The following is a 20523-nucleotide window of genomic DNA, read 5'->3' as shown; positions in this document are numbered from 1 at the left end:
AAAAAATATGCATAAAAAATCAAACAAAGGCAAACATTAACCAGCCTGATTAACGAAGTTTTTCAATAATTCTACACCCTGTTCACTCATGATGCTTTCAGGATGGAACTGAACTCCTTCAACTGGCAAAGTTTTGTGCCTGATTCCCATGATTTCATCAAACTGATGATTGTTTTCGCTCCAGGCAGTGATCTCCAGGCAATCCGGCAATGTTTCTGCCTCCGCAACCAATGAGTGATAGCGGGTGACAGTCAGTGGATTATTTAGTTGTCTGAACACTCCACGACCATCATGACGAATCACTGAGGTTTTACCATGCATAGGCTGTCGGGCACGAACAACATGGCCACCAAACGCCATCGCAATGGCCTGATGCCCCAGGCAGACGCCTAGAATAGGAATTTTTCCGGCAAAGTGACGTATTGCAGCCACCGAGATACCCGCCTGCTCAGGCGTACAGGGCCCGGGAGATATCACCAGATGAGTCACTGGTAGCGCCTCAATATCAGCAAGTGTTATTGCGTCGTTACGCTCCACCCGTACGGTTACCCCCGCCATACTAAAATACTGACAGAGGTTCCAGGTGAATGAATCATAGTTGTCGATAAGAAGTAACATGGCTGGCCTTTCCTGACCGTGAATCACCCAGAGTCTCACCGGGCTTGTGATCTTTTTCCGGCATTTTTTGATTCAGGGGCAGGTCATTATTTCTTAATGCAGAGAACCAGTGAGATTAACCGCTAATCTCACTGGCTGATGGCAATTCAGGGTAAGATTTTCGCAGAAATAATCGTCACTGGTTTTGACGGAACGTTCTGGTAAGGACCAACGTTTGAGGTGGCAACCTGTGAAATGCTGTCTGCAACATCCATACCTTTGATCACTTTGCCAAACACCGCATATCCAAAATCACGCTGACCGTGGTCCAGGAAGGCATTGTCGGAAACATTGATAAAGAACTGGCTGGTCGCACTGTCAGGATCTGCGGTACGTGCCATAGAGATAGTTCCTCTCAGGTTACGTAATCCGTTATCTGCTTCATTTTTTATCGGAGCACCCGCTGATTTCTCTTTCATATCCGCAGTGAAGCCACCGCCCTGGATCATAAAGCCCGGAATCACCCGGTGAAACACCGTGTTGTTATAAAAGCCGCTGTTAACATAGTTGACGAAGTTTTTGACGGTGATCGGTGCTTTTTGATCATTCAGTTCCAGCTCAATGTTGCCAGCTGAAGTGGTTAACAGCACATGGGTATCAGCTACTGCCGCAGCAGAGGAAAGCGCAAGCAATGCCACAGCTGCCGCTAAAGTACGTTTCAACATAAATACTCCCTGATTGAATTCACACTACGGAAAATGCGCTCAATTGTAGAGAGTTCACGGGTTAAGAACCAGAGATTTACCGGCGGGAAAACTCCGATATCGCAGGAAAAGATCAATGACACATCGTAATTATGTGAATAGAATCATGTTTCATATGAAATAAAACCATGATATTTCATTGGTTATTTATAAAGATCACGATTCACTCTACAATCCCTGGGTGTACTTCCCGCCTTTTATTCCTATAAGGGTGTAAAACAATGACAAAGACCAACCTGACTGGCCTGACCTGGATCAGTTTTTTCTCCTATGCGCTTACCGGTGCATTGGTGATTGTGACCGGAATGGTCATGGATAATATTGCTCAGTCGTTTCATGTGCCCGTTGCCAGCATGAGCAATACATTTACCTTTCTAAATACCGGAATTCTGGCGGCAATCTTCCTGAATGCATGGCTGATGGAAATTATCCCGTTAAAACGCCAACTCATCTTCGGCTTTATCCTGATGGTTCTGGCGATTATCGGTTTAGTCACCGGGCAGAGTCTCGCCATCTTCTCCGTTTGCATGTTCGTACTGGGGATAGTCAGCGGCATTACTATGTCGATTGGGACTTTCCTGATTACTCATCTGTATGAAGGGCGTCAACGGGGTTCACGGTTGCTGTTCACTGACTCGTTCTTCAGCATGGCAGGAACACTGTTTCCGATCATCGCGGGTGTCATTCTGGCAAAAAGCCTGCCCTGGTACTGGGTTTATTGCTGTATCGGCCTAATCTATGTGGCTATTTTTATCCTGACACTGATGGTGGAATTCCCTGTACTGGCTAAATCCAGTCAGATGAAATCCGCTGAAAAGGAAAAATGGGGAACAGGTGTGTACTTGCTGGCTCTCGCCGCACTCTGCTATATCCTCGGCCAGTTAGGTTTTATCTCCTGGGTACCAGAATATGCTACCAAAAATCTTGGCGTACCGATTACCGAAGCCGGGCAACTGGTGGGTAACTTCTGGACGGCTTATATGGTGGGTATGTGGGTATTCAGTGTGATTCTGCGCTTTGTTGATATGCAGAAAATCCTTGCAGTGATTACAGGTCTGGCAACGGTGCTGATGTTCTGGTTTACCCATAATCAGGCAGTATCAATGCTGCATATTATCATTATGATTCTGGGCTTCAGCTCAAGCGCGATCTACACCACCATCATTACACTTGGTTCTCAGCAGACCAGAGTGGCTTCGCCAAAACTGGTAAACTTCATTCTGACCTGCGGGACTATTGGTACCATGCTGACATTTGTGGTCACCAGCCCGATAGTCAGCCACAGTGGCCCTCATGCAGCGCTGTTTACCGCTAACGGCCTGTACGCAGTGGTGTTCATTCTGAGTGTGCTGTTGGGCTTTGTCAGCAAGCATAAGCTGAATAACAAAGTCACTGCCTGACAGACTTCACGGGAAGTCACTAAAACGCCGGCATGCCGGCGTTTTTTATGGGGATGGCAATAAAAAAGACCCCCATACCGGAGGTCTTTCGATTCACAAATTACCAAATGTAGACAGGGAATGTTACAGAGGACGGGCGACAAACCCTACCGCCTTATAAACTTTATCCAGCGTCTCACGGGCACGAAGGCTGGCCTTCTCTGCACCTTCTTTCATAATACGATTCAGTAATTGTTCGTCATTACGATACTGTTCAAAACGCTGCTGCAGTTCGATAAGCATGCCGGAAACTGCGTCAGCAACTGCACCTTTCAGGTGACCATACATTTTATCGCTGAATTCTTTTTCCAGTTCTGCTACTGGTTGTCCGGTGACTCCGGACAGGATATCCAGCAGGTTAGATACGCCAGCTTTCTCTTTAATGTCATAACGAATCACAGGCGGCTCATCAGAATCAGTCACTGCACGTTTAATCTTTTTCACTACCGATTTAGGATCTTCAAGCAGTCCGATGACATTATTGCGATTGTCATCTGATTTAGACATTTTCTTTGTCGGCTCCAGCAGTGACATCACACGGGCACCCGATTTAGGAATAAATGGCTCCGGAATACGGAAAATATCGCCATACAGCGCATTAAAACGCTGAGCAATATCACGGCTAAGTTCCAGATGTTGCTTCTGGTCTTCACCGACAGGGACCTGATTAGTCTGGTATAACAGAATATCTGCCGCCATCAATACCGGATAATCAAACAAGCCGGCATTGATATTCTCAGCGTAGCGGGAAGATTTATCTTTGAACTGGGTCATGCGGCTCAGTTCACCAAAATAGGTGTAGCAGTTAAGCAGCCAGGAAAGCTGAGCATGTTCCGGAACATGCGATTGTACGAAGATTGTCGATTTTTCCGGGTCAATCCCACAGGCCAGATAGAGGGCAAGTGTATCGAGCGTCGCTTTATGCAGAGCTACCGGGTCCTGACGGACAGTAATGGCATGCTGGTCAACAATGCAGTAAATGCAGTGGTAATCATCCTGCATCTGCACCCATTGACGAAGTGCCCCCATGTAATTACCAATGGTTAATTCACCTGAGGGCTGCGCGCCACTAAAAACAATGGGTTTACTCATAAATTTTATCCTGATTCATTACCGCCCAAGCAGGGGCAAAAGTTGGTCAAATGTATCCAGCACTGCATCCGGCTGGCTGTCTGCAATAGGCTCACCGTAGTTATATCCATAGGTCATTCCGACACTACGTACACCTGCTGATTTTGCTGCCTGAATATCGTTACGCGAATCGCCAATAAACAACAACTCATCGGTAGTCAGTCCGAACCTGCCCAGGACCAGGTAGATAGCCGCCGGATGGGGCTTTTTAACCACCACATCATCGCCGCCAATCACCAGCGAAAACAGAGAGTCGATACCCAATGATTTCAGTAACGGCGCGACAAATGGTGTTGGTTTATTGGTGACTATCGCCATAGGAACGTTTTGTTGATGCAACTGGTGCAGAGCCTGACTGACTCCGGGGAACAACGCACTGCCCTCTTCGGCAGTTTGTGCGTAAAAATCATCAAATAAGCCCCGTGCCCGGGCGATATCTTCAGCCGATGGTTCATGTTGTAATGTATAAGCCAGTGCGCGCTTCATCATGATATCAGCGCCGTTGCCAATCCAGGTTGAAACTCGTTCAACACCGGCAACCGGCAAACCCATCTGCTGTAACGCCATGTCCACCGCTTTTGCCAGCCCCGGAGCACTGTCAGTCAGTGTACCGTCCAGGTCAAATGCCAGTGCACGAATATCAGTGAAATGAACCATTAGCACTCTCCAGTTGCTGGCGCATATCATCGATGACTTTTTTGTAATCGGGATGGCCGAAGATAGCCGAGCCAGCCACAAACATATCAGCACCTGCAGCAGCAATCTGCGCAATGTTATCGACCTTAACTCCACCATCAACTTCGAGGCGAATATCGAAACCACTGTGGTCAATACGCTTCCGGACTTCACGTAATTTGTTCAGCGTGGATGGCAGAAAACTCTGCCCACCAAATCCAGGGTTAACTGACATCAGTAACACCACATCAACCTTGTCCATCACATAGTCAAGGTAACTGAGAGGAGTTGCCGGATTAAATACCAGGCCAGCTTTACAGCCATGTTCTTTAATCAGTTGCAGGCTACGATCGACATGCAACGTAGCTTCCGGGTGGAATGTGATATAGCTGGCGCCTGCCTTAGCAAACTGGGGAATCAGGCTGTCTACCGGAGAAACCATCAGATGAACATCAATCGGAGCTGAGATGCCATAGTCACGTAATGCTTTAAGAACCATCGGCCCCATTGTCAGATTAGGCACATAATGGTTATCCATTACGTCGAAATGAACAACATCTCCCCCTGCCGCAAGCGCTTTCGCGGTATCTTCGCCAAGTCTGGCAAAATCTGCCGACAATATTGATGGTGCTATCAAATAGTCTTTCATCCGATTCTCCCGATAACATTGTTCAGGCTTATTACCTGAAGAATGACGCTGGTTAGGGTCAGTTTAACGATAAAGCGCCAGTATTTCGTTGACTTTGGTTCGGCCATTCACATTACGACTGATAGATCGCCGGGCTTTCACCACATGCAGAACGGCCTCTTTATACCATTGCTGCGTCAGTTCCGTATCATGGTTAGAGATTAGCACAGGGACAGCACATTCCCTTGCCAGTTTTTCGGCAAGCCCGGCCAGCTGTATCTGCTCATGCAGGCTAAAACTGTTGGTATGGTAGGCAGTAAAGTTAGCAGTAGCCGATAAGGGCGCATACGGTGGATCACAATACACCACCGACCCGGGCATCGCCTGGCTAAACGTAGCAGCGTATGACTGGCAAATAAATGTCGCCTGCTGTGATCGCTCAGCGAACCACAACAGTTCTGCTTCCGGAAAATAAGGTTTCTGATAACGCCCGAAAGGAACATTAAATTCACCGCGCAGATTGTAACGGCAAAGCCCGTTATAACCATGACGGTTTAAATACAGGAACAGCAGTGCGCGCCGGTAAGGATCATGGCTCTGATTAAACTCTATACGATAAGCGTAATAGATGTCAGAGTCATTGGATTCTGCGGTAAACAGCCGACGGGCATCTGCAATAAACGAGCTACTGTTGGTTTTGATAATATTGTACAGATTGATTAAATCGCTATTAATATCAGCCAACAGGTAACGGGAATAATCGGTGTTCAGAAATACTGAACCTGCACCGACAAAAGGTTCGACTAAGCAATCCCCTTCGGGCAGGCATCGACGAATGTCATCAAGCAGGTGATATTTACCCCCTGCCCACTTCAGAAAAGCGCGGTGTTTTTTCATGCTGTCGTAATAGAAATGTTTTCATTAATGGCTGTGGATAAACCGACAGCAGATCTGCGCTTATAAATGGGGCTGCCATTAGCAGCCCCGGTGAATGTCACTTTGCAGCCTCTTTCCTGACCTGACTCAGAGGTTTAACCCAGGGGTTCTGAGCACGTACTGCTTCTGGCAGAGTACTGATAGCCCGTTTAGCTTCAGCAGATGTCGCGTAAGAGCCGCTGACCAGCACGAACCATGGTTTACCATTGCGCTCGGTCTGATACACATGATAACTGCTCAGCTTCTGCTGTTTAGCCCAGGTATTCAGAGCATCCTGACGAGTCGCACCGCTCAGTTGCAGTGTGTAATCGCCGGCAGGCAACTGACTGGCAGTATGTGCCACTGGCTTCTCAGTATGACTCACAGAAGGCACCGCAGCTTCACGTTTTACAGGTTTTGCTGTCTGGCTAACAGGTTTAGGCACTTCTGCCACACGGTGTTCAGTTGCTTTTTGTTGTTCCGCTTTACGCTGCTGAGCTACCCGACGTTGCTCTTCAACGCGGCGTTGCTCTGCAATCCGGCGGCTTTCACGTTCACGTTCTGCTGCCACTGCCTGACGTTCGTTCGTGTGGCTGACATTATGTTGTGGCGCACGATGAACAACCGGAGGAGTATGAGCAACAGGAGCAGTGGTTCCGGCTGAAGATGGAGCGTTCAGCTTAAGCTTACCACTGCGATCTAAGGTTGCAGGAGCGGTAGGTAATGATGTCTGCGACGCATCACCTGCCGCAGAGATTTGAGCATTATTCAGTGCACTGCTCATATCACCTGAAACAGTAACACGTTGCTGATCTGCTGTCGGTGCCGCCGGATTTCCCTGAGAAGGAGTGGAGGAAATCGCTGGCATAGAAATATCCTGCCCGGCAGAAGTATTTGCAGGGTTAGCGGCATTGTCCTGAGCAGGCGTTGTCGTCTCCGGAGTAGAAGGAGCAGAAGCCGGGGAGTTAGCTGTCGCTGGCTGGCCGCTCATCCCTGCTGAACCTGAAAGATCAATGTCTTTGCTGGTACCCGCGGGAGCATTTGCTGCCGAAGATGGAGCACTTCCGGAAGGGCTTTTCAGTGCAGATCCTATGCCCAGAATTAACAGCAGCAGCACCAGAATACCTACCGCAACCATGATATGTTGCTTAGAAATTGGTAATTTGGGGCCTGGAGATGATGATTTACGGTTTCGCGCAGTAGGACGATCACTGGCGTCAGGTTTTAACTCATCTTCCGGTTGAAACTCATCCATTAAACCACCTCATACTTAACCGTTTGTCTCTCGCTGTCCATTGCTGTGCAAGAACACTGAATGCCATATTCTCAGTTTGGCTGGCAATCGTTGATTGCAGCTAAAACAATATCATGTGAAACGCCACTTCTCACTTCTGACTCACCAATACTGCGTGGCAGAACCAAACGAAGCTCACCACCCAACACTTTTTTATCGCGCATCATGTGCGGCAGGTACTCTTCAGCAGCCATTTCACGTGGCCCTTGTACCGGGAGTCCGGCACGCTCCAGCAAATCTATAATCCGTTGGGTATCTGCGGAGCTAAAACCATTAACCTGCTCTGCAGTTCGGGCAGCCATCACCATACCCGCAGCAACGGCTTCGCCGTGCAGCCAGTTGCCATACCCCATATGAGCTTCAATAGCATGGCCAAACGTATGTCCCAGGTTCAGCAATGCTCTGACCCCGGATTCACGCTCATCCGCCGCTACGACATCTGCTTTAATTTCACAGCAGCGACGGATACACCAGGAGAGTGCTTTTTCATCCAGGGCGACTAATTCTTCCATGTGCTGTTCCAGCCACACAAAAAATTGCTTATCCAGAATGATACCGTATTTAATCACTTCTGCCAGTCCGGACGCGAGCTCGCGTGGAGGCAGAGTTTTCAGGCAATCAGTATCAATAATGACTGATACAGGCTGGTAAAATGCCCCAATCATATTTTTGCCCAAAGGATGATTAACCGCGGTTTTCCCGCCAACAGAGGAGTCAACCTGTGAAAGTAAAGTCGTCGGCATCTGAATAAAACGAACGCCACGCTGATAGCAGGCAGCCGCAAACCCGGTCATATCACCGATAACTCCGCCACCAAGGGCTATCAGGGTGGTATCACGACCGTGCGGTTTTTCGAGTAATGCAGTGAAAATCTGCTCAAGGACGGCCAGTGTTTTATATTGTTCACCATCAGGTAATGTCACCTGATCAACAATAACGCCTGCAGCCGAGAGCTTTTGGATGACAGAACTCAGGTAAAGCGGTGCCAATGTATTATTGGTCACCACCATCGCATGATCTCCGGCACTAAGTGGCCAGTATGAGGCAGGATCATCAAACAAACCTGCAGCTATGCTGATCGGATAACTACGTTCTTCCAGTGAGACCGTGATCTGCTCCATAATGATCGATACCCTGCGACTGAGTCTGCTTAAGACAAATTAATTACTTTCCAGCATATGAATAATCTGATTCGCAACCACTTTAGCACTTTGCTCATCGGTTCTGATGGTCACATCTGCGATTTCTTCATATAAAGGATTCCGCTCATCGGCCAGTTCTTCCAGGACTTCTCTCGGAGGAGAATCCACCTGAAGTAACGGACGACGTTTATCACGTTGGGTGCGTGCCAGCTGCTTTTCTATTGTTGTTTCCAGATACACCACTACGCCGCGCGCCGAAAGGCGATTGCGGGTTTCCCGTGATTTTACTGAGCCACCGCCCGTCGCAAGGACAATTCCCTGTTTTTCCGTCAGCTCATTGATGATTTTTTCTTCGCGATCACGAAAACCATCTTCGCCTTCTACATCAAATACCCAGCCAACATCAGCTCCGGTACGTCGCTCAATTTCCTGATCGGAATCATAAAATTCCATATTGAGTTGCTGAGCTAACTGACGACCAATAGTGCTTTTGCCGGCACCCATAGGCCCAACCAGAAAGATATTTCGTTTCTCTGCCATTTTATCGGTATTACTAAGAATTCGTTGATGATACCCCGCGTTCAGCCTTGCTGACAGGCGGGACAGACACTGAGACCTCATAAGCGTTAATAAGAGTCAGACGAAAAATTATCTCAACACTCAGGGCCATTTGGCAACCAAATAAATGATCTCCGGTGAAGCTTTCTCCCCACGGAGCGATATTTAACCGTGTGTTTTGTTCATTTTTGCAACAAACATACGGCAGGCTACAGACATAACCTGATATTTTATCTGGTCCCGGGCAGCTGCTCCGGGTTTACAAAATCGCTAATCTTTTATGCTAAATAACGGGCTGCGTCAACGATGATCCCTGTCCGGAGCGCGAATAGCTACCTTAATCAGGGAAATATCAGCCTTGGAGTGATAAATATCACAAGTTCCCGCCTGGTTTGTTGACTCATATCACGGCGGAATAAGTGGCCGGCTAACGGCAATTGCGCCAGTCCGGGAACTTTATTTTGCTGATAGCTTTGATGTTGCTGGAAAATTCCCCCCAGCGCCAGTGTTTGCCCGTCCTGAATCGTCACTTTGGTCTCTATTTCCTGTTTATCGATGCTCAAAGGAACATTGTTCCCTTTTTGCAATGCTTTACCTGGCACATTCTGGCTGATGCGAATAGTGAGCCGCAAATTACCTTCACCCAGCACTTCCGGAGTAATTTTCATACCCAGCACTGCTTCTTTAAATTCGACTGTTGCCGCATCATCTTTGCCCTGCGAAACCACATAAGGAATTTCTGTCCCTTGTTTGATAGAGGCCGCATTACCGTGAGATGTAATTAGCCGTGGGCTGGCGATGATATCGACCTGATTTTCCTGCTCAAGGGCTGTTAATTCCAGGTTCAGCATTTTCCCGTTAAGCCGCGTCAGCGTCATTCCGGCGGTAATAAAAGGGGATTCAACCTGCAAAGGAATCCCCAATGTCGGGGAAGACAAAATATCATCAATCAGCGTGCTGCCCGTCAGCCCCCAGTGAACCCCCAGTTCATTCAATTGCTCTTCGCTAATGGTGACAATATGGGCGGTAATTTCAACCTGAGGGATTGCCACATCAAATACTTTTATCCATTGTGCGATATCTGCCAGTGCTGATTCGGTATCCCGGATAATTAACATATTTGCTCTGCTGTTCAGGGAAATCCGACCGTCAGGGGTCAGCAAACCGGCACGGTCGCTTTGCAACAAAGAGCGGATCTCATTGACGTCGGTGTAACGAAGAATAAAACGCTGAGTTTTCAAAGGAACATGGCTTTTCTCTGGCTGACCAGCCGTTCCCGGTGCTGGTTTTTCCGGCACCGAAGGAGAAACGCGCAGTATGTTTTGCCTGAGTTCGGCATGAACACCGGCTATTTCGGCCACCAGAGAAACGGCCTGTAACCAGTCAACCTGATGCAATCTTACAGATATCTCTCTGTTCACATCAGGGGCAATCACCAGGTTGACCTGCCGGAACTCAGCCAGATGATAAAAAATCTGATCTACCGGGGTGGCTTCAAAATCAAGCGTTATCGTATTTCCACTGACCGGGACTTTAGGAGCAGAAGCAGAAGCAGAAGCAGAAGCAGAAGCAGAAGCAGAAGCAACACTAGCCAGAAAGTAAAAAAGCAGGAAATCAATCTTCATAACGATATCCTTTCGTCAGAGTCATTGTCCATTTGGCAGGCCGGCATTCTTTACTATGTCGAAGGACGATCCTTCGCCGGTCAATCTGCTCAACCTGCCACAAAGTCCCCGGCAAAAACTGACCCGGTAACAATAAATAGTGTCCGTGTTGTGGATGCAACATCCTTGCTGCCTGTTTGTCCTGCTGTAGTAAGGTCCCCTGAAGTTTCCACTGTGCTTCATTATTATTCCCGGAGGCCCGGCATGACTGACCAGAAACCAGAGGACGAAAAGGGTCACGCTCGCTACACAATACGCTGCTACTGAAAAGGCACAGGATTAACCAGAAATTATTCATGGCGGTTAAGCCACATCGCCATCTGTAACCCTCCCTCTGACTCTGACTGGTATTCAAGGGAGAAACGGCCAGGTAACAAAGGCGGATTGAGCTGTGCCATCTGCCGGAAAAACTCAGAAACATCAGGCCACTGAAGTTCCAGTTGCAATTCAACCGGCCGAATACCATTACGCCAACGTTTTACTTTCCTCTGGCTGGCCGCAAGTAATTGTTCCAGAGTATCTCCTGGCGTAACCCGTTGGACCTCACTGGCAGACTGACATAAAGCGCGTTGCTCTTCAGGAGCAGCCAACTGAACAAACTGCTCCCGCTGCCTGGTCAGGGCAATACGTTGCTGCAGGTATTGTTGTTCACTGTGCTGATAGCGCTGCCACTCAGGCAAAATCGCCATAAAATATGCAATCAGAATCGTAACGGCGGACAGGAAACTGAAAACCATCCACTGCTGGCGGGGTGGTCGGAATAACAGAGATAAACAGAGATCATTCATTATGATACTCCTCTGAAAACTGCATCAATTCCGCCAGTGCTGCTTTCAACGAAAAACCATATTCCCCGGTTGGAATCTCACCAAGTTCCTGAATATCAATGCGGGTAAAAAATGGCTGAGCCCGGAGACTGCTGCTGAAGCTAAATAAGCTCGCCAGCGTATCTGCCTGCCCTTTAAGTATCAGGTTACCTTGTTGCTGACTCAGAGAATGCAGCCATACCGGATCGGGCATCAGTGACGGCAACTGTGACAAAAACATCCTCCAGTGTAAAAAAGCATTCTCCTGACGCCGATAAGCGCTATTTTTCCTCTGCAATTCAATTAGCTGTTGATTCAGTTGTTGCTGCAAAGCAAGCAGTTGAACAGTTCCCTGAATCGCTGCCTGCTGCTGACTGCCCCATAAATCTGAACGTATCCGACATCCTTTAAGGTATTGACGGATGCCTGTCGAAATGACAATCACAGTCAGTAATAGCAATAAGATTCCGGACAGCCAGACTCTCTTTCTGCGATGCAGTATTTTTTCGCGCCACGGCAATAAATTCACCCGGGTCATAGCCTGTCCTCCTGACGCAAAGCGAGCCCGGCAGCAACAGTGAAACTGCTTTCATGATCCGCAGACAAAGAACTGCGGTGAGATAACAAAGTAAAAGGCTGAAAAGAGTGAAAACCTGGTGGTAGTGGCTGTTGTTGAGTACTGCAAAAAAAGCGCTCTCTGGCTTCGGGACATTGTTGCAGGCACAATCCGCCAGCATCCGGTGATTGCTGACGAAACTGCCAGCCATAGCTAATAACACCATCCCGGCAACAGGACCACATCCAGAATGCCTCGCTGCCATGCAATAAAATTCTGTCCTCGTTCTGCGGCAGTAACTTCATAATTTCGGCCAGACAGCCAGGCATGAGTTCAAAAACATCCGGACGAAGTCCGGCACGCTGGAAAAGCCTTATCCATTGCTGGAGCACCGACTGGCTGACCATTGTGACGGATACCTGTGGAGAATCATCAGTGCTGTATTGATAATCCATCGCCAGCGTTCCATGGCCTTCCGGGAACAACTGACCGGATGCCGTACGAACATAATGGCCAAGCCGGGGCTCATGAAGCACTGCTGACGGAACCGCCAGATTCCGCCGTAATACCAGATGGGGTGGTAAACCTACCCGCAATGAAACATTCGCGGGCAATCGTTTCTGCCACTGGCTCAGTAACTGAATCAGTTCTTCCTGTGGCTGATGATTAGCTTCAACACTGTGATCAACGCTTAGTGCATGCTGCCACCGGTGACAGATTTTCCAGCCCCGCCGCTGCCGTTGAATCGCCAGGGCAGTAACCTGATCGGGCTGTATATCCAGCCCAATATTCCAGTGAGAAAAGAACATCGGCGACACCTCCGTTGTGTCCGTTCCGTAAAATGACGTATCAAAGCATCCCTCTTGCATTTATACTACGCGCCGATTGTTTATAAACTGTCCGGTTGACCTATAGCGGGAAATTTCAGGTGAAGTTCTTAAAGTATTTATTCATTTTTGCAGTGTGTTGCGTATTGCTGGGACTCGGCTCGGTTTATGGCTTATACAAGTATATTGAACCGCAATTACCCGACGTAAACACGCTGAAAGACGTTCGCCTGCAAACACCTATGCAGGTGTACAGCGCCGACGGCGAACTCATTGCACAATTTGGTGAAAAACGCCGTGTGCCACTTAAGCTCAACCAGATCCCACCGGAAATGGTAAAGGCCTTCATTGCTACCGAAGACAGCCGTTTTTATGAACACCATGGCGTTGACCCGGTAGGTATTTTCCGTGCCGCCAGTATCGCACTGATGACAGGCCATGCAACGCAAGGCGCGAGTACGATTACTCAGCAGTTGGCACGTAACTTTTTCCTGACACCAGAAAAAACGCTGATGAGGAAAATCAGGGAAGCCTTCCTGGCCATCCGTATTGAACAACTACTCAGCAAAGATGAAATTCTCGAACTTTATCTGAATAAGATCTATCTGGGTTATCGTGCTTATGGTGTTGGTGCTGCAGCTCAGGTGTACTTCGGTAAAAATGTTGACCAGCTGACACTGAGCGAAATGGCAATGATCGCCGGTTTACCCAAAGCGCCATCGACCTTCAACCCGCTCTATTCCCCGGCCAGGGCATTAGCCCGCCGTAATGTCGTCCTGTCACGTATGCTGGATCAGAACTACATTACACAGCAGCAATATGATGAAGCGCGTCAGGAAAAAATTGATGCCAGCTACCACGGCCCGGAAGTTGCGTTTACTGCACCTTATATTACCGAGATGGTTCGCCAGGAGATGGTGAAACGCTACGGTGATAATGCTTATACTGATGGTTTTAAAGTCTACACCACCATTACCCGCAAACTGCAGACTGCAGCGCAGGATGCCGTACGTAAAAATGTCATCGACTATGATATGCGTCATGGCTACCGCGGGCCGCAAAAAGTGTTATGGAAACCAGCCGATCAACCCTGGGACAACGCCAGGGTCAATGATGAACTGAATTCTTTGCCGGTATATGGGCCTTTGTATCCGGCAGTCGTGATGTCTGCCACTCCGGGTTCAGCCAGCGTAGTTATGAAAGGAGGCACGACCCTGTCGCTGTCTCTGGACGCAGTTCGCTGGGCCAGACCTTTTAAATCCGATACCCTGCAAGGTGCTACCCCGCGTAGTGTTGATCAGGTAGTTCAACCGGGTCAGCTTATCTGGGTACGTCAGGCTGACAGTCAGTGGATGCTGGCTCAGGTACCGGATGTCAATTCAGCACTGGTATCACTAAACTCAAAAACCGGTGCGATTATTGCCCTGGTCGGTGGGTTCGATTACGGCCAGAGCATGTTTAACCGTGCCACCCAGGCACTGCGTCAGGTCGGTTCTAACATCAAGCCTTTCCTGTATACCGCTGCTATGGATAAAGGTCTGACACTGGCCACGATGCTTAATGATGCCCCGATTTCACGTTGGGATGCCGGTGCCGGGGCTGACTGGCGGCCACATAACTCGCCAAACACTTATGATGGCCCCATCCGTCTGCGTGAAGGGCTTGGTTTGTCGAAAAACGTAGTCATGGTCAGAGCCATGAGGGCAATGGGTGTTGATTACGCCGTGCAGTACTTACAGCGTCTTGGTTTCCCTGCCCAGAATATCGTTCACACTGAATCTCTGGCGTTAGGTGCAGCCTCGTTCACCCCTCTGCAAATGGTTCGTGGCTATGCCACCCTAACCAACGGCGGATTCCTGATCGACCCGTGGTTTATCCAACGGATAGAGAATGCTGACGGAACTACAGCCTTCGAAGAAAAACCCAAAATTGCCTGCCCGGAATGTAATATCCCGGTAATTTATGGGGATACGCCAAAATCCGCGGCACTCAATGAAGAAAGTATTGAAAATGTGGCCGAGCCAGGGCAGTCATCAGCTGCACCAACCACACCGCCGCAAACCGATCTTGAACAGGCCCCGGACCAGGCTGCTGCAGATCAGCAATATGCACCTCATGTGATCAGCACACAGCTTTCTTTCCTGATTAAAAGTGCGCTGAATTCGAATGTGTTTGGTGAACCAGGCTGGCAGGGTACAGGCTGGCGGGCCGGCAGAGACCTGAAGCGAAATGATATCGGTGGTAAAACCGGGACAACCAATAATTCTAAAGATGCATGGTTCTCCGGATTTGGCCCGGATATCGCAACTTCGGTCTGGATTGGCTTCGATGATGCCCGCCGCGATCTTGGACGCAGTACATTGTCTGGTGCGATTAAAGATCAGGCTTCAGGCTATGAAGGTGGTGCGAAGAGCGCCCAACCGGCCTGGGATGATTATATGAAAGTAGCACTGGACGGTGTGCCGCTACGCCCGCTGGTTCCACCGGAAGGGATCACCACTGTTACCATTGATCGCAGTACCGGGAAATTGTCTAAAGGAGGCAGCAACAGCCGCCAGGAATACTTTATTACCGGAACTCAGCCTACTGAATATTCGGTGAATGACTCCAGTCCGACGATCATGGATAACGGTCAGAGTCACGATCTGTTCTGAGTCTGACAATGAACCAAAAAAAGCCGGCATTGCCGGCTTTTTTATCTGTCGGATAAACTGTCAGACCGTTCTTCCCTGCCTGATCAGCCATTCACGTAGTAAAAATAAGGCGCTGACATTGCGTGCTTCGCTGAACTGCTCTTTTTCCAGCAAAGACAACAGGTCATTCAGCGGCCACCGATGCAGAACCAGAGGTTCAGGTTCATCCCCTTCCAGCTTTTCCGGATAGAGGTCTTCGGCCACGATAATGTTCATCCGGCTGGAAAAATAAGAAGGGGCCATTGTAAGGCTGGCCAGTAACTCTGTTTTTCCGGCGCCATAACCCGCCTCTTCTTTCAGCTCGCGTTGTGCGGCTTGCAGAGGTGTTTCTCCTGGATCAATCAGTCCTTTCGGGAAACCCAGCTCATAACTTTCCAGACCTACGGCATACTCTTCGATCAGCAATACCGAATCACCGTCCAGCGCCAGGATCATCACAGCCTCACGCGAAGAGGGCTTCATTCGTTCATAAATCCGCCGCTCTCCGTTACTGAATACCAGGGATACTTCCTGGATAGTAAACAGTCGGGAACGGGCAACCTCACTGACTTTTAGTATTTCCGGCTTTTTCAGGAGACCCATTGATAACCTCGAAAAGAGCGTTGTTATGAACGCATTAGTAGTTGAAAGCTATTGAACCACGCTTCCCCTTCCAGCTCAAATATCTCAGTGTGACTCTTCACATCTGCCATCAGGTCAGGCATTATTTTCTGCGCCGCTATACCTGAAAAGGTCTGCTGTACAATCAGAATAAACCGATACCCTGCAGATACTGTCCATCATAGAATGGTTCGAGCATAGCGTATTTATCAAACATTCCGGAATTTACGACCCTCTGATAATGAAATCATTTCCGTTGCATGGATGACTGTCAATGGCAATTTTTTCGATAAAAATGACAATAATGCATTTTTTCCGGGATTGATCACCTTTGTGAATTTTTCAGGGCCAGGTTGAACACTGCATGATCATGATCATCACACTATTGGCATTGGCAATTATATTGACAGTCGCCATCATAGTTTATGTCACGAGGTACCGGGCTTCCCCGGAGAAAATATTATTACGGACGCCCGCCTCGCTCCGTAAGATTTCCTCTGACGAAAAGCAGGCTGTTATCAGATACCTGGCTCGTATGCCTGGCCACACCAGATCGTTCCTTCCGTTAATAAACCGACCTGGTGCCAGTAAAAATCCCGTATTAACGCTAAAAAGCAACAGAGTTTATTCGGTCACCCATCCGATCACCCGCTACGGTCTATCTACCGAATCACCCCAACAACGCCGTTACTATCTGGATACTTTAGAGATTCATCTTCCCCCTCTTTGGGAACAATTTATCACGGCAGAAAATAGCATAGAGCTCATTCCTGCCGGTAACATCCTGCTGGTCACTGCACTGAACGGCCATCAGCTCACCAGTTATGACCGGGAAATTTCCGAGCTTCCGGCTCAGCGATCTGCGACGGCCAACTCCCCGGCGTCGATCCGCAAAGAGCGAAGCAGTAATATCGAATTACTGCATATCCGTAAAGAAACCCCGGAAGAACATCAACTATCAAGGCCTGACGGTACTGCAGAAGCTCTGATTATCTGCCTTGCAATGCTGATTCTGTTTTTGAGCCAACTGGTTCCGCCCGGGGTAATGCTATGGCTGGCCCTTCCCGCTCTGTTGATGATCGCCGGATCTGTTTGGTTTATCTATCGGCCAGCCAGACCAGGTGATTTTCGTGAGATACACTGCATGCAGGGTATTCCAAAACGTTGGGGATTATTTGGTGAATCTAATCAGGAACAGAGCAATATCTCCCTGGGTGTGATCGACCTACGGTACCCTGAATACTGGAAGCCTTATATTCATCATGATCTGGGAAAAATCACAGAGATTGACATCAACTCCAGCAAACAGGTGGTACGTCAGGGACGTTTCCTCTCCTTACATGATGAAATTCGCGAATTTCCACTGGTGCGTTGGCGGAAAAATGCCATTCTGGCGTTGGGTTCGATTCTCACACTGATCATGATGTTGAGCTGGGTCCCGACCGGAACCCCTTTTAAACTCAGCCTGGCATGGTTGCAAGGCACCCAGCGCATCGAAGTCACCTCACTCAAACAACTCTCAACCATGAAACTTCAGGTGGGTGATCTGTTGAATGTCAAAGGTCAGGGGATGTGTTCAGTACCCGGTACTTATCAGGGGAACCGAATGAACGGCTATATGCCGTTTGACTGCTCGGCGATTTACTGGAACAACGCCACACCTTTGCCGTTACCCCAGTCCGAAACGATTGATGAAACTCTGGCATTGCTGGAAACAATTCGCCGGCAATTACACCCGGGCTCTACCGATACTCTCAAAATCAATCCACAACTGGCACTGGCTATCGAAAAATCCGGGATGATATTGTTGGATGATTTTTCCGATATTGTGATTCAGACCAATCAGCTATGTGCTCAGCCGATGGATTGTACACGACTGAAAAATGCCCTGGTTAACCTGGAGAATGCCAGGGACTGGAATGTTCTGGTGGCTAAAGCTAAATCAGGACAACTCAACGGGATTAATGTGCTGCTTCGCCCGGTCAGCGCCACCACTCTGGAAAATCTGGTTAACAGTGCAGCGGCTACCTTTTTTACCAGCGAAACCCGTAAAGCTATCGAAACGCTGAACAGCCCGCCTCCCGGAGGCTATCTGCTGATCAGTGATCAGGGCCATCAGTTTGTCAGACAGCCGCAACCGGATGTGCCATTGTTTAATCTGGATGCTCCGGAACAGTGGGATGAACTGCAGCGCATTTCTGCAATGTTGCTACATACTCCGTTCAACGCCAGCGGGATCATTACCGCTCTGGCTGTTGACGCAAATGGTACAACTCATGTCTCTCTGCATGAGGTGCCAGGCCAGGGAGTGTTATGGCGTTATCTGGTGACCTCTTTGTTCTTAATCGCCCTGGTGGTATGTCTGGTGGTAAACTGCGTGTTGTTGTTACGCGGTATCCGCAAAGATCATCTGCGTAGTATCGCCATCCAGCAATATTACGATAAATGCTTCAATCCAACCCTGGGTAACCCCCGGGAGCCACGTTCATTGTTCTGATCCCCTGCAAATATGGTAATCTGCCGTCCTGCAGACAATGCTCTGACAGGTCAGTGATAGCCACTCAGTTATACTGAGAAATAACGCTGCTGTTGTGTGATGAAATCATCCCGGAAATGTCAGGCATCATGCTATGTAATATCGCAAAGATGCAGGTACGATGAACAGGATGTGCTCAGTTCCTTGATTTACTGATATCCACCCATACTTACAGGTAGCGTGGGGAGCAGTAACTCAGTTATCAGGGCTGGCTGCTCATAGTTGCCACCCTCGCGGACTTAGCTCAACCGGTAACTCACAGCAGTGTGATGATATGACGGGAGTCAGCATGAAACCACAGGAACCTGGCCAGGATGTCCGGCTGGACAAATGGCTTTGGGCGGCTCGTTTCTACAAAACCCGGGCTATCGCCAGAGAGATGATCGAAGGCGGAAAAGTACACTATAACGGCCAGCGAACTAAACCTGGTAAACACGTTGAACTGGATGCACAGCTGATTTTGCGCCAGGGAAATGACCAACGTACGGTAATCATTACCGGGATCAGCGACCGTCGTGGCAGTGCTACAGATGCGCAACTGCTTTACAGGGAAACCCCTGAGAGTATCGAAAAACGAGATGCGCAAGCCTTAGCCCGCAAACAGTTTGCCCTGACGATGCCCAACCCGGATCGACGTCCGGATAAAAAAGAGCGTCGTCATTTGATTAAATTTAAATTAACGGGTGATGAATAAACGATTCACCCTGAGAGAGACCTTATGTCAGTACAAGACCAACTCCATCGTTTCTTATTCAACAATGTTGCCGTCCGTGGTGAACTGGTGAATGTTTCACAGACTCTGCAGGACATTGTTAAAGATCACGACTATCCTCAGCCGGTTCAGGAATTACTGGCAGAACTGTTGGTAGCGACCAGCCTGATGACTGCAACCCTGAAATTTGAAGGGGATATTACTGTGCAGTTGCAGGGAGATGGTCCGTTATCTATGGCTGTGATTAATGGCAATAATCATCAGCAACTGCGTGGTGTCGCCCGTGTGCGTGGCGATATCGCTCCCAGCAGTACACTGAAACAGATGGTCGGCAATGGCTATCTGATTATCACAATTACTCCTGAGAAAGGCGAACGCTATCAGGGTGTTGTCGGACTGGAAGGCGATACAGTTTCAGCCTGCCTGGAAGACTACTTTATGCGTTCCGAGCAGTTACCGACCCGGATTATCATTCGTCAGAATGAACAAGGTGCCGGCGGAATTCTGCTGCAGGTATTACCTGCGCAGGATACGGATGCCAATGATTTTGAGCATCTGGCAACTCTGACAGATACCGTTAAAGCCGAAGAACTGGTCTCTCTGGCCGCGACTGATGTGTTATGGCGCCTGTATCATCAGGAAGAAGTCACGGTCTTCGATCCGGTAAACGTGGTGTTTAAGTGCACCTGTTCCCGTCAGCGTTGTGGTGAAGTTCTTAAGACTGTTGCCAGCGATGAAATTGACCAAATTTTGGCTGAAGATGGCCAGATAGATATGCATTGTGATTATTGCGGCGCGCATTATATTTATGATGCTGTCGATGTTGCCAATATTCGTAACAACGCCGTGGCCGGTAACGACTCAATTCATTGATTTACCGGAAGAGCGTGCCTTGCTGCACGCTCTTCCAAAGCCCCGTTTTACAGGGTTGTTGACATAAATTGTTTAAATTAATGCCAACAATTAAGTCGAATTACAACCACCAT

Annotated in this window: 20 protein-coding genes; 5 read left to right on the top strand and 15 right to left on the bottom strand. The window is 48.7% G+C overall.

The features are described from left to right. Positions 1 to 36: 36 nt before the first annotated feature. Positions 37 to 618 carry an anthranilate synthase component II gene (locus tag A7K98_RS00420; RefSeq protein WP_087486804.1) on the bottom strand — a complete coding sequence of 194 codons (582 nt, stop codon included), beginning with the start codon at positions 616 to 618 and terminating at the stop codon, positions 37 to 39. Positions 619 to 764: 146 nt separating this feature from the next. After that, positions 765 to 1322, bottom strand: coding sequence for a peptidylprolyl isomerase A (ppiA, locus tag A7K98_RS00415; RefSeq protein ID WP_087486803.1), 558 nt, complete (start codon positions 1320 to 1322; stop codon positions 765 to 767). 260 nt (positions 1323 to 1582) lie between these two features. Between ppiA and tsgA the strand changes: the two genes are divergently transcribed. Further along, positions 1583 to 2761 (top strand): MFS transporter TsgA, encoded by a 1179-nt coding sequence (gene tsgA / locus A7K98_RS00410; protein WP_087486802.1) that lies wholly within the window; start codon positions 1583 to 1585, stop codon positions 2759 to 2761. A gap of 123 nt (positions 2762 to 2884) precedes the next feature. Here tsgA and trpS read toward each other — a convergent pair whose 3' ends face one another. The 12 genes from trpS to A7K98_RS00350 form a co-directional block, all read right to left on the bottom strand. Beyond that, entirely contained in the window at positions 2885 to 3892 is a 1008-nt protein-coding gene (trpS, locus tag A7K98_RS00405) for a tryptophan--tRNA ligase (protein WP_087486801.1), read from the bottom strand. An 18-nt stretch (positions 3893 to 3910) separates the two neighbouring features. Beyond that, the gene (locus A7K98_RS00400) at positions 3911 to 4588 is read right to left on the bottom strand and encodes a phosphoglycolate phosphatase (protein ID WP_087486800.1); all 678 of its coding nucleotides are present in this window, start codon (positions 4586 to 4588) and stop codon (positions 3911 to 3913) included. Continuing rightward, on the bottom strand, positions 4572 to 5255 hold the full coding sequence (gene rpe, locus A7K98_RS00395; protein WP_087486799.1) for a ribulose-phosphate 3-epimerase: 684 nt from the start codon (positions 5253 to 5255) through the stop codon (positions 4572 to 4574). Before rpe ends, A7K98_RS00400 begins: the two co-directional genes overlap by 17 nt. 63 nt (positions 5256 to 5318) lie before the next feature. Next, entirely contained in the window at positions 5319 to 6131 is an 813-nt protein-coding gene (dam, locus tag A7K98_RS00390; RefSeq protein WP_087486798.1) for an adenine-specific DNA-methyltransferase, read from the bottom strand. Between the two features lie 97 nt (positions 6132 to 6228). After that, positions 6229 to 7404, bottom strand: a complete 1176-nt coding sequence (locus A7K98_RS00385; protein ID WP_087486797.1) for an SPOR domain-containing protein — start codon at positions 7402 to 7404, stop codon at positions 6229 to 6231. 71 nt (positions 7405 to 7475) lie between these two features. After that, entirely contained in the window at positions 7476 to 8564 is a 1089-nt protein-coding gene (gene aroB / locus A7K98_RS00380) for a 3-dehydroquinate synthase (protein WP_087486796.1), read from the bottom strand. 39 nt (positions 8565 to 8603) lie between these two features. Beyond that, on the bottom strand, positions 8604 to 9125 hold the full coding sequence (aroK, locus tag A7K98_RS00375; protein ID WP_029685383.1) for a shikimate kinase AroK: 522 nt from the start codon (positions 9123 to 9125) through the stop codon (positions 8604 to 8606). 359 nt (positions 9126 to 9484) lie between these two features. Further along, entirely contained in the window at positions 9485 to 10768 is a 1284-nt protein-coding gene (gene pilQ / locus A7K98_RS00370; protein WP_087486795.1) for a type IV pilus secretin PilQ, read from the bottom strand. Then, positions 10758 to 11105 carry a HofP DNA utilization family protein gene (locus A7K98_RS00365; protein ID WP_157665805.1) on the bottom strand — a complete coding sequence of 116 codons (348 nt, stop codon included), beginning with the start codon at positions 11103 to 11105 and terminating at the stop codon, positions 10758 to 10760. The genes pilQ and A7K98_RS00365 overlap by 11 nt, the downstream gene beginning before the upstream one ends. Then, the gene (locus A7K98_RS21215; RefSeq protein ID WP_157665803.1) at positions 11098 to 11595 is read right to left on the bottom strand and encodes a HofO family protein; all 498 of its coding nucleotides are present in this window, start codon (positions 11593 to 11595) and stop codon (positions 11098 to 11100) included. The genes A7K98_RS00365 and A7K98_RS21215 overlap by 8 nt, the downstream gene beginning before the upstream one ends. Beyond that, a complete protein-coding gene (locus A7K98_RS00355; protein ID WP_087486792.1) occupies positions 11588 to 12151 on the bottom strand; it encodes a PilN domain-containing protein in 564 nt (187 codons plus the stop codon). The genes A7K98_RS21215 and A7K98_RS00355 overlap by 8 nt, the downstream gene beginning before the upstream one ends. Then, entirely contained in the window at positions 12148 to 12978 is an 831-nt protein-coding gene (locus A7K98_RS00350; RefSeq protein ID WP_087486791.1) for a type IV pilus biogenesis protein PilM, read from the bottom strand. Before A7K98_RS00350 ends, A7K98_RS00355 begins: the two co-directional genes overlap by 4 nt. A gap of 119 nt (positions 12979 to 13097) precedes the next feature. Here A7K98_RS00350 and mrcA point away from each other — a divergent pair, with 119 nt between their 5' ends. After that, positions 13098 to 15650 carry a peptidoglycan glycosyltransferase/peptidoglycan DD-transpeptidase MrcA gene (gene mrcA / locus A7K98_RS00345; RefSeq protein ID WP_087486790.1) on the top strand — a complete coding sequence of 851 codons (2553 nt, stop codon included), beginning with the start codon at positions 13098 to 13100 and terminating at the stop codon, positions 15648 to 15650. A 60-nt stretch (positions 15651 to 15710) separates the two neighbouring features. Here mrcA and nudE read toward each other — a convergent pair whose 3' ends face one another. Then, complete coding sequence (gene nudE, locus A7K98_RS00340; protein WP_087486789.1) at positions 15711 to 16271, bottom strand: ADP compounds hydrolase NudE; 561 nt, start codon at positions 16269 to 16271, stop codon at positions 15711 to 15713. Positions 16272 to 16659: 388 nt separating this feature from the next. Here nudE and A7K98_RS00335 point away from each other — a divergent pair, with 388 nt between their 5' ends. From A7K98_RS00335 to hslO, 3 genes are all read left to right on the top strand, one after another. Then, positions 16660 to 18786: an IgaA/UmoB family intracellular growth attenuator gene (locus A7K98_RS00335; protein ID WP_087490308.1), complete on the top strand. Its 2127-nt coding sequence runs from the start codon at positions 16660 to 16662 to the stop codon at positions 18784 to 18786. A 328-nt stretch (positions 18787 to 19114) separates the two neighbouring features. After that, positions 19115 to 19519 carry a ribosome-associated heat shock protein Hsp15 gene (gene hslR, locus A7K98_RS00330; RefSeq protein WP_087486788.1) on the top strand — a complete coding sequence of 135 codons (405 nt, stop codon included), beginning with the start codon at positions 19115 to 19117 and terminating at the stop codon, positions 19517 to 19519. A 24-nt stretch (positions 19520 to 19543) separates the two neighbouring features. After that, positions 19544 to 20410 (top strand): Hsp33 family molecular chaperone HslO, encoded by an 867-nt coding sequence (gene hslO, locus A7K98_RS00325; RefSeq protein WP_087486787.1) that lies wholly within the window; start codon positions 19544 to 19546, stop codon positions 20408 to 20410. Positions 20411 to 20523: the final 113 nt, after the last annotated feature.

The organism is Tatumella citrea, assembly GCF_002163585.1.
Taxonomy (GTDB): domain Bacteria; phylum Pseudomonadota; class Gammaproteobacteria; order Enterobacterales; family Enterobacteriaceae; genus Tatumella; species Tatumella citrea.
Note: the sequence above shows the minus strand (reverse complement) of the source record. Positions and strands in the feature narration are given on the sequence as shown.